The organism is Paenibacillus cisolokensis (assembly GCF_018403665.1).
Classification (GTDB): domain Bacteria; phylum Bacillota; class Bacilli; order Paenibacillales; family Paenibacillaceae; genus Paenibacillus_AH; species Paenibacillus_AH cisolokensis.
This window is the reverse complement of sequence record NZ_BOVJ01000009.1, coordinates 1-14471: the sequence shown is the minus strand read 5'-3', so window position 1 is coordinate 14471 and position 14471 is coordinate 1. Positions and strand designations below refer to the sequence as shown.

General features: G+C 62.4%; 11 protein-coding genes and 1 pseudogene. All 12 read right to left on the bottom strand.

Going from position 1 to position 14471, the window contains the following annotated elements; translation table 11 throughout:
- Position 1: 1 nt before the first annotated feature.
- The 12 genes and pseudogenes from thiL to ggt all read right to left on the bottom strand — a co-directional run bounded on the left by thiL (position 2) and on the right by ggt (position 14351).
- Positions 2-994, bottom strand: a complete 993-nt coding sequence (gene thiL, locus PACILC2_RS01565) for a thiamine-phosphate kinase (RefSeq protein ID WP_213527047.1) — start codon at positions 992-994, stop codon at positions 2-4.
- Positions 995-1476: 482 nt separating this feature from the next.
- Entirely contained in the window at positions 1477-2847 is a 1371-nt protein-coding gene (locus tag PACILC2_RS01560; RefSeq protein WP_213527019.1) for an amidohydrolase family protein, read from the bottom strand.
- Between the two features lie 40 nt (positions 2848-2887).
- Positions 2888-3721, bottom strand: coding sequence for a creatininase family protein (locus PACILC2_RS01555; RefSeq protein ID WP_213527017.1), 834 nt, complete (start codon positions 3719-3721; stop codon positions 2888-2890).
- A 180-nt stretch (positions 3722-3901) separates the two neighbouring features.
- A pseudogene (locus PACILC2_RS29705) lies at positions 3902-5223 on the bottom strand (amidase family protein).
- A complete protein-coding gene (locus PACILC2_RS01540; RefSeq protein WP_062495411.1) occupies positions 5220-5651 on the bottom strand; it encodes a cupin domain-containing protein in 432 nt (143 codons plus the stop codon). Before PACILC2_RS01540 ends, PACILC2_RS29705 begins: the two are co-directional and overlap by 4 nt.
- Positions 5648-6430 carry a cysteine hydrolase family protein gene (locus PACILC2_RS01535; RefSeq protein ID WP_062495413.1) on the bottom strand — a complete coding sequence of 261 codons (783 nt, stop codon included), beginning with the start codon at positions 6428-6430 and terminating at the stop codon, positions 5648-5650. Before PACILC2_RS01535 ends, PACILC2_RS01540 begins: the two co-directional genes overlap by 4 nt.
- Positions 6431-6465: 35 nt before the next feature.
- Entirely contained in the window at positions 6466-8256 is a 1791-nt protein-coding gene (locus PACILC2_RS01530; protein WP_213527011.1) for a CocE/NonD family hydrolase, read from the bottom strand.
- A complete protein-coding gene (locus PACILC2_RS01525) occupies positions 8253-9587 on the bottom strand; it encodes an FAD-binding oxidoreductase (protein ID WP_213527009.1) in 1335 nt (444 codons plus the stop codon). The genes PACILC2_RS01530 and PACILC2_RS01525 overlap by 4 nt, the downstream gene beginning before the upstream one ends.
- A gap of 44 nt (positions 9588-9631) precedes the next feature.
- Positions 9632-10651, bottom strand: a complete 1020-nt coding sequence (locus tag PACILC2_RS01520; protein ID WP_244863150.1) for an ABC transporter substrate-binding protein — start codon at positions 10649-10651, stop codon at positions 9632-9634.
- An 85-nt stretch (positions 10652-10736) separates the two neighbouring features.
- Entirely contained in the window at positions 10737-11618 is an 882-nt protein-coding gene (locus PACILC2_RS01515; protein WP_244863149.1) for an ABC transporter permease, read from the bottom strand.
- 5 nt (positions 11619-11623) lie between these two features.
- Entirely contained in the window at positions 11624-12469 is an 846-nt protein-coding gene (locus PACILC2_RS01510) for an ABC transporter ATP-binding protein (protein WP_213527007.1), read from the bottom strand.
- 301 nt (positions 12470-12770) lie between these two features.
- Entirely contained in the window at positions 12771-14351 is a 1581-nt protein-coding gene (gene ggt, locus PACILC2_RS01505) for a gamma-glutamyltransferase (protein ID WP_213527041.1), read from the bottom strand.
- Between the last annotated feature and the right edge of the window lie 120 nt (positions 14352-14471).

The following is a 14471-nucleotide window of genomic DNA, read 5'->3' as shown; positions in this document are numbered from 1 at the left end:
CTTATCCGCCAAAATGATTGTAGCCCCGCTTCGCCAGCGGCACTCTGCGCTCCTCCGCGCCCCGCCGCTCCGAACGGACGACGAGCTCGACGCCGGGATCGCCCGCTTCCGTCTCCCCGATCACGTAAAAAGGCAGCCCTTCCGCGGCGAAAGCCGCCTTTGCAGCCTCCGCATCGTCCGCGGCCAGCGTGCCGACCAGCACATAATCTTCGCCGCCGTACAGCATCCACTCCAGCGGGTCGACGCCCGCGCGCGATGCGTAGGCGGCCAGACTGCCGCTGCGCGGCAGCAGCGCCTCGCGCAGCACGAGGCGCACGCCCGACGCTTCGGCGATCTCCCACGCCTCGCTCGCGAGCCCGTCGCTGACATCGTTCAGCGACCGGCACGTGCCGCGCGCCGCCAGCAGCTGCCCGGCGCGCACCGAAGGCGCGGGGCGGCGATGCGCCCGCACCAGCGCGGCCGCCTCCGGCGGCGGCTGCGCGAGCGGATCGTTCTGCCGCGCGAGCAGCCAATGCAGCCCGGCAGCCGACAGGCCGACCGGGCCGGTCACAAATACGGCGTCGCCGGGCTGCGCACCCGAGCGGCGAAGCGCCCGTCCCGCCGCGACGGTGCCGATCACCGTCACGGCGATGACAAGATGCTGCGGCGACGACGTCGTGTCGCCGCCGATGACCGCGACGCCGTATCGGTCGGCGCACGCGTACAGCCCGTCGTACAGCCGGCGCATCCGGTCCGCCCCGTACGAAGGCGGCACGCTGACCGAGACGAGCGCATGCCGCGGCACGCCGCCCATCGCCGCGATGTCGCTCACATTCGCGGCGAGCGCCTTGTAGCCGACATCCTCTTCCGACATCGTCGCGTCGGCGAAGTGAACGGTCTCCACCATCGTGTCGACCGCGAGCACCCATTGCAGCGGCTCCGTTTCATCCGCCGGCGGCTCCACGACGGCGGCGTCGTCGCCGATGCCCAGCACGACGCCTTGCCGGCGCTGCATGTCCGCGCTCTGGCGCCCGTGCGTCCAGTGCCGGATGCGCGCGAATTCGTCCACTTTTTCGCCTCCCGGTGTTGCGTTATTGACCTTTATTATATCGGTCCCCACTTCCGTCCGCAACAAACAGGGACACCCGTCTGTCGGATGTCCCTGGAGTTTGCCGGACGATGCCCTGACCGCCCTTAACGCCCGTTCTTCGCCCATTCGCGCGAAAACGGCGGCACTGCCCTCTGCCTGGACGCTTGTTACCGCAGAGCCGCCTCTGCCCGCGTACCGCTCGAACGAGAACGGCGAGGCCCGCCCCGCGGGGTGCTCGGACGCGAACGGCGAAGCCCGCCCACGTACCGGCTGTATCGGCGTTGCGCATTGCGCGATGAAGTTTTGCGGCTTTGCAGTATTGTGGTGTTGCGGCGTTATAGCATTGCGGCGCTGCAACACTGCGATATTGCGGCGTTGCAGCATTGCGACGTTTCAGCATTGTGACATTACCGTTCCGCTAAAACCCCGGCGAAGCCGACGTTCCGCGCGGCCGCCCACTCATCCGCGAGCGCCGGATCGGCCCATGCAGCCGGCGGAGCGGCGGCTGCCAGACAGCTGCCGGCACGGTAAACCCAGCGCCGCTCCGGCTGCATGGCAAACAGCTCCTCCGGCGAGCGGGCGTCTATGACGACGAAGTCCGCCTCGCAGCCGGCCTTGATGCCGTAACCGGAAATCCCGATGATGCCGGCCGGGATTTCCGTGATCATCCGCAGCAGCTGCCGCAAATCCGACGGGGCCCCCATATGAGCGGCATAGGCCGTTATGAGCGCGATCTGCAGCAGATCGCCGCGGCCGAACGGATGAAACGGATCGTGCACGTTGTCCGAAGCCGCCGCGACCGGCACGCCCGCCGCCGCCAGTTCCTTCACCCGCGTCACGCCGCGCCGCACCGCCCGCCGGTCGGCCCGCCCCTGCAAATACAGATTGGCCGCGGGGAGCGTGACGGCGGCGACCCCCGCCTCCGCCAGCCGTCCGATCGCGTATGCAGCGTCCTCCGGATTCATGGCCGAAAGCGAGCAGAGATGGCCGGCGACGACACGGCCGCCCATTCCGTATGCGGCTGTCCGCTCCGCGATATAGACGCACGTCCTCATCCCCGGATCGTCGCTTTCGTCGACATGCAGATCGACCGGACAGCCGTAACGGTCCGCCAGTTCAAATATCCGGTCAATGTGCGCTTCCGGCTCGTCAGCCAGATGAGGCGCGCCGCCGATCCCGTCGACGCCCATCGCCAGCATCTCCCCGATCAGCTCCATGCCGAAGCCGGGCTGCGCGCGATAAGGCGCCATCGGGAATATTTGCACCCGGACCCAAGGCGCCAGCTTCTCCTTCACTTCCAGCGCGGCTTCCACCGATCGCAGCGCCACTCGCGCGCCCGCTTCCGCATGCACGTCAATATGGGTCCGGATGGACGTCGTGCCGTAGGAAACGGCTTGCAGCGCCATCCTTGTCATGCGCGCCTTGATTTCACCCTTGGCAAATAAGGGCGCCTGGCGCGAATAGCTGGCGATCGCTTCGGCGAGCGTTCCCGACCGGTTGGCCGCCCAAGGCAGGGAAAACGCCTTGTCGAGATGCATATGGGCGTCGACCAACCCGGGCAAGACAAGCTTGCCTTCGGCATCGAGCCGTTTCGCGTACGCCCCCTCCGGCATGTCGAGGGAAAGATAACCGCCCGGCTCCAGCCGCCCGCTCTGGCGCCCGATCGCCGTCCAGACGCCGTTCTCCGCACGCAGCGTATAATAATGCCGCTCATCGGCAAGCGGCAGGCGGGCATTGATGATTTCCAGAACAGCGCCGCCGGCGCCTGCTTTCGCCATTCGCCGCCGCCTCCTTTCTTCCTGAAAGCGAATCCCGCGATTATCCCATTGCCGCTCCCGCCGACGTTTCCTCGAGCAGCTGCTTGATTTCGAACCTGCTAATTTCGACGAACGCCTTGGCCATCAGATCGGACGCGCGCTCCTGAATGATGCGCCCTTTCTCGGCCGTCGCCCGGGTCGCGTCCCCGAGAATACCGCTGCGGGACACATCCTCCATTTTCCAGGCAAACCGGATCGCTTTTTCGAGCGTCAAAAAACGGTACCGGTTCATCGCCGGCATTTCGCGCACGCGGCAGTGCTCCTGCACCCAGCCCGGCTTCAGATACATGACGATCGACGTTTCGTAATCGCCGCCGTGAATGCCGAATTCCAGCTCCTCCGGCGGCAGCAGATCGGCGGCGACGCCCAGGCTTGCAGGAGACAGGGAAAACACCATCATCCCGGTCGCAATGCGAATTTCCCGCGCCGCCACGTTCAGCAGATCGGTATTGCCGCCATGCGTATTGAACAGCAGCAACCGGCGAAACCCGCTGGCCTTCAGGCTGTAGGCGATATCCGAGACGATGCCGGCAAGCGTGGACGCCGAAAGCGATATCGTGCCCGGAATGCCGAGATGCTCATTGCTTTTCCCGTAGGCGATCGGCGGAATAAGCCAGATCTGCTCGGCCGGATCGATTTTCTCCAGCGCATCCGTCAAGGTCGCTTCGCCGATCAGCGCATCCGTCATAACCGGCAAATGATCGCCGTGCTGCTCGACTGCCCCGATAGGCAGTATGACGAGCGCATGTTCCTTCGGCAATTCCTTCACCTGCTTTCGTGTCAACCGCGGCAGGAAACGTTCTTCCCAGGCAACGCCCTCATACCTTGTAAACATCGGGCTCCCTCCTCCATATTCATATGCGCCTTCCTATACGCCGACGCGCCGACACGCCTGCGCATCTACGTCAAGCTGCCGGTTTCCCGCTCCTGCAAGCGTCTGCGGCTTCGCCGTTTCGCGGCGAAAGCGAAAGCAGCAGGCGCTCTGCCGGCTTTCAGGCAACGAGGCCGCGCGATATCACCGTTCCGCCGCGGCCCCCCACGCCGCTTGCCGAATACCGGCCGGCCGCTGCTTCGCCCATTCCGCGACCCAGGACAGCAATTGCAAATCCCGTCCCGGTCCGGCGATGACCGAAAGGCCGATCGGCGCGCCGTCCGCCGCGCCGGTCGGAATATGCACCTGGGGCAAACCGGCCAGTCCGGCAATACAGGTCAGCTGCATGGCGCGAGAGCGCCGTTCTTCGTTCGCCGCCCCGGATACGTTCCGCTGCGGAGCGGGACCGGGCACCGTCGGGATGACGAGCAGACCGTCATCCCCAAGCTGCTCCCTAAGCCGCGCCCGAACGTCGAACCATAATCTCAGTTCCGCGCCGCTATCCTTTCGTTTCAATTTGCTCGCCCATGCGAACCGCTCCGCAATGTCAGGGGCGAATACGGGATGCGCGCGTTCGATCCATGGTCCGTGCGTATCCCATATTTCCAGCCCTTGCACGATGCGAAACGCCCGCATCCAGGCCGCCAGCCCTTCCGGAGCGATCACGGCCCAATCGCTGTCGACACAGGTCTTGGCCATGGAAGTGACATCTTTGACCAGCCTCACCCGCACCGGCGGTTCGGCCAGCTCCCACGCCTCAATCGCGAGCAGCATCCGCTTGAACGGCTGCGCGGCGCCTGTTCTCAGGCTGGCGGCAGGAGGCTTCCGTACGGCTCCCCCCGATCAGCCGCCTCCTCCGCCCTGTTTCTTTTTGCGCCTGCCGCATCTGCTGCCCGTTTCCCCGTTTTGTTCAGCAAAGCGACGCCGACATCGTGCAGCAATTGCGCGTCCCGCGCCAGCCATCCGACCGTGTCGAAGCTGGGCGCGAGCGGAATGACGCCGGCGGTCGGAACCAGTCCGTGCGTCGGCCTGATCCCGTACACGCCGCAATAAGCGGCCGGCACCCGGATCGAGCCGCCGGTGTCGGTGCCGAGCGCGAAATCGGCCAATCCGGCGGCAACCGCTACGGCCGAGCCGCTGGACGACCCTCCCGGAATCCGGTCCGGCGCATTCGGGTTGACCGGCGTGCCGTAATGCACGTTCTGACCGTTCAGGCTGTACATCATCTCATCCGTGTGCGTCATGCCGCGAAGCCGGGCGCCCTGTGCGAGCAGCCGGGAAATCGCCTCCGCCGTCCGTTCGGACGGACTATGCGTGCGCAGCCAGTCCGGGTTGCCCGCGCCGGATATATGGCCGGCCACCCGAATAACGTCCTTCGCCGCAAACTCCAGTCCCGAAAGCGGCCCGTCCGCCGTCGGTTCCAGCACGATGCGCTCCGCGGCATAGGCATTCCACCGGTCGTTCATCGAAGGGCCCCCAGCACGGCCAGATCTTCCTCGTCCAGCTCCGCCCGCGGACCGGATTTGATCAGATCCGAAAACTTCTCGTCGGGCACCATCGTCGTCAGCACATACAGCTTGCCTTCGCCCGTATTGACGACCGCATGGGTGCGGCCCGGCGGCACGATGAAGAACGAGCCTTGCCGGATCGGAATGCTCGTCTCGCCGACCGTCGCGTACCCCTCTCCCTTCAACACATAGAAATATTCGTACGCTTCGGCATGCTCGTTCGGCGGCGTGCGGCCGCCTTCGTCGAAAATTTCGACGACGGATACGAACGGCGTCAGTTCCCGATCGGTCAACAGCACGAATTTGTTGGAATCGGTACTTTTGATTTTGTAGACCGGACAAGTTTCGATATGCCCGGCCGCCATATGAAGTCCGGAAATCGTCATCGCTCGCTTCCCCTTTCATGCCCGCCGTTCATCGCCCGCAGCAGTTCCGCCGAATCGGCGACGAAGCCGTAGCATTGTTTAATGTTGTAGATCGCCGCATCCGCACAGTACGGCGGCGAATTGGTGGCGCTGCAGTCCCGGAGCAGCACCGCGTCATATCCCGAATTGACAGCGTCCTGCAGCGTCGCCATGACGCATTGGTCGAGATTGACGCCGGCCAGCAGCACCGTATGCACGGACAGATTGCGCAAAATGCTGTCGAGCGGCGTATCCCAAAATCCGCTCATCCGATACTTGTCGACATAAATATCGTCCGGCGACGCATCCAGTCCGGAAACGATCGCCGCCCCCCAACTGCCTTTCTCCAGCACGCGCGAGCCGTTGTCCGGCAGCGGATCGCCGATGCCCCGCCCTTCCCCGTCCCCGTTGTACACATGAAGCACCGACGGGCTCAAATTGAGACGATCCGGGCGATTGCCCCAGTTCAGCCACAGGATGGGAACGTCCCGTTCCCGCAGCGCGGGCAACAGCCGGTTGAGCGGCTCCACGGGCGCCATCAGGGTGTCGCAATCGCCGCCGATATAGTCGACCCAACCGCCCCGGGAACAAAAATCGTTCTGCATATCGACGACGATCAGCGCTGTGCGCTTCAGGTCGAAAACAAGCTGCTGCGGTTCCGCATGAATGGCGACCGTGTCCGGCTGCTCCAGCCTTCGCCGCAAATCGACTCCTTCCCGCGAAACATGCCAATGGCTGCGGGCATGACCCAGTCTCTTCATCCGGAAGCTCACCCTTTCTTCGGTTATACTCGGCTTTACCCGCCGACCGCATCGTCATCAAGCGGCGCAACAGGCAGTTCGACATACGCCGCACCGCCGTTGTCCCGGCAGACGGCCACGGCGACGATGCCGAGCTTCTCCTCGCCCGCCCGATGCCGGCCCTCCGGGCCGGCGTTCGGATGCCGCGCGAACAGCGGAAAGGCGCTCCCCGTCAGCTCGAGCCGCAGCGCGTCTCCCGCTTCGAGCGCGGCCGCGAACGGCCGCATATCGATCGCCGCCCGTTCCCACTCGCCGGCGCTGCCGGCCGAAGCCTCAGCCGCCGGCTCCGCATCGTCCGCCATGTCTCCGTCCGCCGCGCCGGCAGCGGCGGCTCCTTGAGCGGCCGGACGGCCGATCTCCGTTCGGCCGACGCTCAGAAACCGCGCCTTGCCGTCCGGCTTGACGACTGTCAAGGTCGCGACGAGATCGGTCGGACCGCCCATCGTCTGGCAGCGGACGACCAGCTTCGGCGAGCCGAACAGATGAATGGTACGGTCGAGCGGCTCTCCGGAATACACCAAAATTTCATAGCGGTCCTGAATCGCGCTCCGGTCGGAGGGGAGGCAATTGTCCGTCCGCATCGGCAGACGGGCGTCGTAGACGAATACGTCGGCCGTCTCCTCCTCTTCCCGGCCGGGCGACGGCGCCAGAACGCCGCCGCCCAGCGCGCCGTTCGCCGGTTTCGGCGTTCCCGAGAGATAAAGCCGGAAGCCGCTCTTCCCGGTATCCGGCGCATCCGCTGCCGGCCAGCGCCGGGCCGTCCGCCACGAATTGCTGTACTGCTCGAAATAGCGGACGGGCGGCTCGGCGGAAGGATCGGCGTCGGCGTTTCCTTTCAGCCAGTAATCGAACCAGCGCAGCTGCTCCATATGAATATCCCCGTCCGCCGCCGGTCCGTGGTCCGCTCCGCCGGCCATCCGGCCCCAAGGAATATGGCCCCAGGGTCCGACGATAAGCCGGTGAATCGTCCGTTCCCGGCCGGGCGATTCCTGCAGCGCCGCAAACGAGCCGAGCGTGCCCATCAGGTAGGAATCGTACCAGCCGCCGATATGCAGAGCCGGAATCGGGCATTCCGCCAGCCGCGGCAGCCAGTTTCGCTCCCGCCAGTAACCGTCGTATTCCGTATGCTCGCACCATTCGTAGTAGGTTGGAAAATAGCGTTCCAACAGCGGATGCCGATCGGTCACCGGCACGTGAAACAGCCAGTCGTCCGGATGGCGCATCATCCGCGTGCACTGTTCGGCCGCCTCGGCATCCCCCGCTCTTCTGGCCGTGTCGCGAGCGAGCTGGAACGCCCAGGGCAGCTTGTCGCCGATGGCGAAGCTGCCGTGCGGATAGAACGTGCCGTGATACAGATCGGCCGGACACATCGCCGGGGCGATCGCCTTCAGCGAAGGAGGCCGTTCCGCGGCCGCCGCCCATTGGGTGATGCCCTGGTAGGAGAAGCCGTACATGCCGACGCGGCCGTTCGATTGGGGCAGCGCCGCCGCCCATTCGACGGTATCGAAGCCGTCGGCCCCTTCCTGGATGAATGGCGCAAACTCGCCTTCGGAATCTCCTCGGCCCCGGACGTCCTGGATGACGACGATGTAACCGTGGCGGGCGTACCAGACCGGATGAGCGTACGTGACGGTGGAAGCGATCGTGCGGCCGTACGGCTGGCGCATCAGCAATACGGGAAATTCGCCGCGTTCGTCCGGCATGTAAATGTCACTGTACAGCTTGACGCCATCCCGCATGACGCAAGGTACCGCGCGCCGTACGACGACGCCGCCGAATCGGCTCATCGCGCCTGACCCGCCGCCGGTCTCAGCTTCATCGGATTAAGCAGCAGATGCGGGTCATTCCGCCGCTTCAGCTCCCACAGCTTGTGATGCTCGTAGGAACGGCCTCCGTCTTCCAGGTCCCACGTATGCGGATTGCTGACCGCCACGCCGAGCTCCCGGCAGCGGTCTATGATCCGGTTCAGCCTGTCGGCCGATTCGAACCGCATCAGCGGCAATCCGGCGATGCGAAGCTGGCCGGCGCTCCGGTTGAATTCGAGATGATTGATATATTCCGGAAACTCGGCTTTCAGCGCCGCCATCTGCTCGAACAGCTTATCCCAGCTGTACGTCGTCTGGAGATACGTCATGTCCGGATCGGCCTTGCGCGCCCACAGCGTCGTATGGTTCCACGAAAAATCGGAGACGCCCGTTCCTTTGTGATATTTCTCCGCAGGCACGGTCAACTCGATGCTTCCGTTCCATTCGGCGCACTTGGATCGGACGGCGGCTTCATGCCGTTCGTCGATCTCCAGCAGCACGGCGGATCGTCCTTCCGGCAGCCGCAGCGGCTGAAAATATCGCGGAATCGGCCATTCATGCGCCGATACGAGCCGCTTGCCGACGGCGTCGTCAGCCGCGACATCTTGCGCGAACCGCACCGCATCCTGCCATCTTGCGAACGTCGCCGCCAACTGCATCCACTCCACGCGGGGAGCCAGCTTGACCCGCACCTCCGCCAGGACACCCACCGTCCCGTACGTATGGAGATAAGGAAGCATGTCGTTTCCGGTCGTATACAGCGTGGCCGGAGGGGATTCGATCGTCTTCAGCTTCATCGACTGAACCATGCCGTCCCAGATCGTGCCCCAGCGAATCGAACCGATGCCGCCGAAACCGCCGTTCAGAAAGCCGCCGATCGTAGCGGATTGATAGGTGGAAGGCATAGCGAGCATTTCCTGGCCCTTCGCCCTTGCCGCCTGCTCCATCCGTCCCATGCGGGCGCCCGGCTCGGCGATCATATAGCCGTCACCGATCTCCGCGATCCGGTTCATCCGGGCAAAGTGAACGACAATGCCGCCTGTGAGCGGCACGCACTGGCCGTAATTGCCCGTGCCGTTCCCGCGCACCGTCACCGGCACCTTCTCCTCCGCCGCAAACGCGAGTATCGTTTCAAGCTCCTTCTCGTTCCGGGGGCTGACGATGCATTCGGCCATCTTCCCCTGCAGCTCTTTGACCAATACCGGCGAAAAATGGTGGTAGTCCGTCGAAAGCTTGGCGCGCGACGTTTCGTCCCACAGCAAACACGCTTCGTCGATCTCTTGCCTGATCCGCGTTCTCCAGTCGTTTCCCATCGTCCGTCCTCCTTCGGAATCCCCTTTTGTTCCAGCAACGGTCCTTATTCGAAAAATTCGTTCGTAAACACTTGGGTCACATCGGGCTTTTCTTTCAGCATCCCCGCTTCCGTCATTTGCTGCGCCAACGTATCCCAGCGTTCCTGCGTCATCCGGCCGACGCCGCTCTTCTGCGCTTCCTCGCCGTATACGAGCGGGATCATCGCCTCCGCCGCATAGTTCAGCTTTTCAAGGGGCATATCCGGATTTTCCTTTTGAATGACGGGATTGATCTCTTCGTAATGTTCCTTGAAATAGTCGAATCCTTTGGCCGTAGCGTTGACGAACGCCTTTACGATCTCGGGATTTTCCTTCAGATAGCTCTCGGTCGTAAACAGCACGTTGGCGTACGGATTGTAGCCGAAATCGGCGTTCAGCAGGAAGTCGACGTCCACGTTCTGCTCGCGCATTTCGTACGGCTCGCTCGTGACGTAGCCCTGGATGGCAACCTTGCCGTCGGCGAGGAACGGCGCCAGCGAACCGGTATAAGCCATCTCCTGAACGTCTTGCAGATTGTAAGCCTTCTTCAAATATTCCCAGTAGCTCGCCCCGCTCGCCACATAAACGTTGCGGCCTTCCAGTTCCGCCGGCGACGCGATGTTTTCTTCCTTATGCACCATCAATCCCTGGGGACTCGTCTCGAAAGAAGCGAATATGACAACGAGCGGAATGCCGCTTTCGCGCGCGAGCAAAATTTGGTCCGCCTGGCCCATGCCGAACTGCGCTTTCCCGGAAGCTACGATTTGCGTGGACGACACTTGCGGACCGCCCGGCTCGATCGTCATGTCCAGCCCGGCCTCCTCATAGAACCCTTTCTCAAGCGCAGCGTACAGCCCCCCGTGCTCGGCCTGGGCGAACCAGTTCGTCACCGCCGTCACCTTCACCTTTTCCGCCCCGCTGCTTCCCGTCCCGCTTGTTTCCCCGCCTTTGGCGTCGTTGCCGCAGGCCGCGACAAGCGTCATGGCGAACATCAATACGGCGAGCCGGCGAATCGGCCAATCCGGAATCGTCTGTTTTTGCATCATAACTCCCCCTAATGATTAGCGCTTTTAATTGAATTAACGCTTCTGAAAACTACGTTTCGGAAATTAACGTTTCGAGGATTCGGAACTAGTGGCGCATTTCGGATTCGTGCCAGGAACTGAGCAGCCATCTGGATAACCGGTTGATGAGCAAAAAGAAGCAGATGCCGACAAGCGAAGCGGATAACCCGCAAGCAAACAGATACGGCGTATGGAGCTTGTTCGTCGCCACCGTTATCGCATAGCCCAGTCCGCCCTTGCCGCCGCCGATTCCGGCGATGTACTCGCCGACGATAGCGCCGATTACCGACATCGAGCAGGAAATTTTCAACCCGGCCACGATATAAGGCAAAGCAGCCGGAATGCGCAGCCGCCACATCGTTTGCAGCTTCGTCGCATTGTACAGATCGAACAGATTGGTCATATTGCGGTCAGTCGAATGGAGTCCGATCAGCGTATTGGACAAAATCGGAAAAAAACTGATGATGAACGAAATGATTACGATGGCATTGAGCCCGGCGCCGAACCAGATGACGATAATCGGCGCGACGGCGACGATCGGGATCGTCTGCAAAATAATGGCGTAAGGATAGACGCTCTTCTCGATCGTCTTGGACAGCGCGAGCAGAATGGCCATCAGTGTACCGATCACAACGCTGGCCAGAAACCCGACCACCGCTTCCATGACGGTCGTGCTGACCGACGTCAGCAGATTGCTCGCATTGTCCGACGCGGCCTTGACGATATCGCTCGGCTTCGGCACAAGATACGGCGGAATCCGGAGCAGTTGAACCAGCAGCTCCCAGCCGCCGACGAATAGGACGAACACGGCAAGCGGCGGCAATATTTGTTGCAGCCTCTCCCGGAACGGATCGAAAGCGACGCTCTTGCCGCTCTCTCCTGCAGATGGCGCGTTCAGCCCCCGGCGTACGGACGGGGTGAGCGCTTCTTGCGGCATCGGTTTGGCCATCGGATTCACTCCCTTTCCCCGGCTGCGGCCGGCTTGAATTTCATCGCGTCCGACACGGCCCGGACGTACTCGCCGAACTGCGGATCGGAGCGGAACGTTTCTTCGCGCGGGAACGGCTGCGGAATATCGACGATTTCGGTGATCTTGCCGGGCCTTGGCGTCATGACGGCGACGCGGGTCGAAAGAAAAACCGCTTCGAACACGTTGTGCGTAATAAACAGCACGGTCATCCGCTTGTCGTTCTGCCAGATGTTCAGCAGTTCGTCCTGCAGCGTCTGCCGCGTAATTTCGTCCAGCGCGCCGAACGGTTCGTCCATAAGCAGCAGCTTCGGCCTCGACACGAGCGCCCTGGCGATCGACACCCTCATTTTCATGCCGCCCGACAACTGACGGGGCAGCGACTTGACGCTGTCGCCGAGCCCGACCAGCTCAAGCGCCCTTCGCCCTTCCTCCTCCCGCGCTTTGCGGGGCACGCCCCGCAGCTTCAGCGGAAGCGTCACGTTCTCGAGCAGATTCGTCCACGGCAGCAGCGTATGCTCCTGAAAGACGAAGGCGATTTCGTTATGGGTGCGCGCATCTCTCGGCGTCGTCCCGAGGACGGACAGCCTCCCTCGCGTATGGTCGGTCAAGCCGGCAATCATGTTGAAAATGGTGGATTTGCCGCAGCCCGACGGGCCGACAAAACTGATAAACTCGCCTTCGGAAACCGCGAGATCCACCTGCCGGACGGCAATCGTCCCGTTCGGATAGATTTTGTCGACATTGTTCAACTCGACCAGTTGCCGGCCGCTGCCGGGGACAGCGGAGCGGGCGGCTGCCGCCGCATTCTCGTCCAAACTGCGCAAACTCATTCTGATCAACCTCCACTCCGTCTATTTATGTCATAAAATATTACATGTTGAAAGAAACGAACTGAAAATTGATAAAACTAATAAATTATTGGATTGCAACATTCAAATCGAATGTTTTGATAGGTTTTGATATTCGTTTTGTCAAGTAATTTACGTCAATTATAACGAGACGACAGAAACCCGTCAATATGTTTATGTAAGGTTATATTACATTAAATCATATATTTTTTGCGACAATAAAAACACCGCTCGCTATGCGGGTTTTTTCGAATGTGCATGTTATGTTTTATTACTTTTCAATTTACCAGCCAATCGCCGCACCGTCGCAGCGCGGATCCGTTCCTCCGATACGAAAACCGTGTTCGTCAATGGCGATCGCATGGGCATGCCCGACAATGCCGTCATAGGCAGCGACGCGCCGGACGTCGTGCCCGGCCGCAGCCAGCGCCTGCGCCGTCTCTTCGGAAATGCGGTTCTCCAGCTTCAATTCGGTCGTCGCTTCCCCCCATGTCCTTCCCCAGACGAAACGCGGCTCGTCAATCGCCCGCTGCGGGTCCATCCCGTAATCGATCATCCGGGTCAACAGCGCAAGCTGCGTTTGCGGCTGGCCTTCTCCGCCCTGCGTGCCGAGCAGATAGGCCGGTTTGCCGTCCTGAAACACCATCGCCGGCATCAAGGTATGGAACGTCCGCTTGCGCGGCATCAGGCAGTTCGGATGCGCCGGATCGAGCGAGAAGAACGAGCCGCGATTTTGCAGCAGCACGCCCGTACTGCCGGCGACAACGCCGGAGCCGAATTCGAAATAGAGGCTTTGGATGAACGACACGGCGTTGCCCTCGGCATCGACGACGGCGGCATACGCCGTATCGCTGCCGGCCGGCTGCGCAGCCGCTTCGGCGGCCCGGTCCGGCCGGATGGAAGCGGCAAGCTCCGCCGCATATTCGGCGCTGAGCAGACGGTCGAGCGGAATGGAATGAAACGCCGGATCGGTCAGCCAGGCGTTACGGTCGCGAAAGCTGAGCTTGATCGCTTCCACGAGCAGATGATAATAATCGAAGGAGCCGTGCTCGACCGCCCTCAAATCGAAGCGATCCAAAATATGAAGAGCCATCAGGGCGGCGAAGCCCTGGGAGTTGGGCGGCAGCTGACAAATCTCGTATCCCCGGTACGATCCGGTAATCGGCACCACCCAATCTCCCCGATTGTCGGCAAAGTCCTCTTCGGTCAGCAATCCGCCGTGCGCGGCCAAATAATCGGCAATCTCACAGGCGACTTCGCCTTCGTAGAAGCCGCTCCGGCCTCGCTGCGCCACTTGCCGCAGCGTCCGCGCCAGATCGCGCTGAACGAACCGTTCGCCGGGACGGGCGGCGCGCCCGCCGGGGAGATAGATCGCCGCCGTCGTCGGGCAGCCGGCAAGCATCGCCGCGTGCTTCCGGGCATGCTCGTATTGGTCCGGCGACATCGGGAATCCGTCCGCGGCATAACCGATGGCCGGCTCCAGCACTTCGGCGAACGGCAGCCGGCCGTATTCCCGGTGCACGGCATACCAGCCGTCCGCCATGCCGGGAACCGTGATCGCGCTTCTCGCCCCGCGCACCGGGATGGCGGCCTCGTCCGCGAAAGCCGCGATTTCCGCTTTGCGGCCGGATCTGCCGGTCGCGTTGTACGCTCTGGCCGTCCCGTCTTCGGGACGGTACAACAGCCAGAAAGCGTCGCCTCCGAGTCCGGTCATATGCGGATACACGACCGCCAGCACCGAGCTTACCGCGATCGCCGCATCGAAGGCGTTGCCCCCTCTCTCCAGCATGCGGGCGCCTGCTGCCGAAGCCAGGTAATGCGGGCTGACAACCATTGTTTTCGTTCCAACGACCGGTTTCTTCATCATACGCCCTCCAGACATGTTAGGTTTTAGGACACGTTTCTTTTTACCATAGCATGCCGGGCGACGACGTTGCAATCATAATTTCGAAACCAAAATCTATTTTTTGTATTTGAAAGTGAA